The 1,610-nt window shown below is 56.3% G+C and carries 1 rRNA gene; it reads left to right on the top strand.

Annotation, left to right across the window (positions count from 1 at the left end):
* Positions 1-78: 78 nt before the first annotated feature.
* Positions 79-1,601, top strand: a 16S ribosomal RNA gene (locus HMPREF3099_RS10055).
* The last annotated feature ends 9 nt before the right edge of the window (positions 1,602-1,610 follow it).

The following is a 1,610-nucleotide window of genomic DNA, read 5'->3' as shown; positions in this document are numbered from 1 at the left end:
GTGGGTGTGTTTGGTTGATTTCTTTGGCGATGAAGTTTGAGTCCAGCGACTCATTCTGACTCTGCCAGTATTGAATTTTCTACGGAGAGTTTGATCCTGGCTCAGGACGAACGCTGGCGGCGTGCTTAACACATGCAAGTCGAACGGTGAAGCGGGTGCTTGCACTCGTGGATCAGTGGCGAACGGGTGAGTAACACGTGAGTAACCTGCCCATCACTCTGGGATAAGCGCTGGAAACGGCGTCTAATACTGGATACGACCAACCCTTGCATGGGGTGTTGGTGGAAAGATTTATCGGTGGTGGATGGACTCGCGTCCTATCAGCTTGTTGGTGGGGTAATGGCCTACCAAGGCGACGACGGGTAGCCGGCCTGAGAGGGCGACCGGCCACACTGGGACTGAGACACGGCCCAGACTCCTACGGGAGGCAGCAGTGGGGAATATTGCACAATGGGCGAAAGCCTGATGCAGCGACGCCGCGTGAGGGATGACGGCCTTCGGGTTGTAAACCTCTTTCAGCAGGGAAGAAGCTTTTGTGACGGTACCTGCAGAAGAAGCACCGGCTAACTACGTGCCAGCAGCCGCGGTAATACGTAGGGTGCGAGCGTTGTCCGGAATTATTGGGCGTAAAGAGCTTGTAGGCGGTTTGTCGCGTCTGCTGTGAAAATCTGGGGCTTAACCCTGGACGTGCAGTGGGTACGGGCAGACTAGAGTGTGGTAGGGGAGACTGGAATTCCTGGTGTAGCGGTGGAATGCGCAGATATCAGGAGGAACACCGATGGCGAAGGCAGGTCTCTGGGCCATTACTGACGCTGAGAAGCGAAAGCATGGGGAGCGAACAGGATTAGATACCCTGGTAGTCCATGCCGTAAACGTTGGGCGCTAGGCGTGGGTCTCATTCCACGAGATCCGTGTCGAAGCTAACGCATTAAGCGCCCCGCCTGGGGAGTACGGCCGCAAGGCTAAAACTCAAAGGAATTGACGGGGGCCCGCACAAGCGGCGGAGCATGCTGATTAATTCGATGCAACGCGAAGAACCTTACCAAGGCTTGACATGCACCGGACAGTCCCAGAGATGGGATCTTCTTCGGACTGGTGCACAGGTGGTGCATGGTTGTCGTCAGCTCGTGTCGTGAGATGTTGGGTTAAGTCCCGCAACGAGCGCAACCCTCGTTCTATGTTGCCAGCACGTGATGGTGGGGACTCATAGGAGACTGCCGGGGTCAACTCGGAGGAAGGTGGGGATGACGTCAAATCATCATGCCCCTTATGTCTTGGGCTTCAAGCATGCTACAATGGCCGGTACAGAGGGTTGCGATGCCGTGAGGTGGAGCGAATCCCAAAAAACCGGTCTCAGTTCGGATTGGGGTCTGCAACTCGACCCCATGAAGTCGGAGTCGCTAGTAATCGCAGATCAGCAACGCTGCGGTGAATACGTTCCCGGGCCTTGTACACACCGCCCGTCAAGTCACGAAAGTCGGTAACACCCGAAGCCGGTGGCCTAACCCTTGTGGGAGGAGCCGTCTAAGGTGGGACCGGTGATTGGGACTAAGTCGTAACAAGGTAGCCGTACCGGAAGGTGCGGCTGGATCACCTCCTTTCTAAGGAGC

Origin of the sequence: Kytococcus sp. HMSC28H12, from assembly GCF_001816045.1 — a bacterium.
Lineage (GTDB): Bacteria > Actinomycetota > Actinomycetes > Actinomycetales > Dermatophilaceae > Kytococcus > Kytococcus schroeteri.
This window is presented reverse-complemented; position numbering and strand designations above follow the sequence as displayed.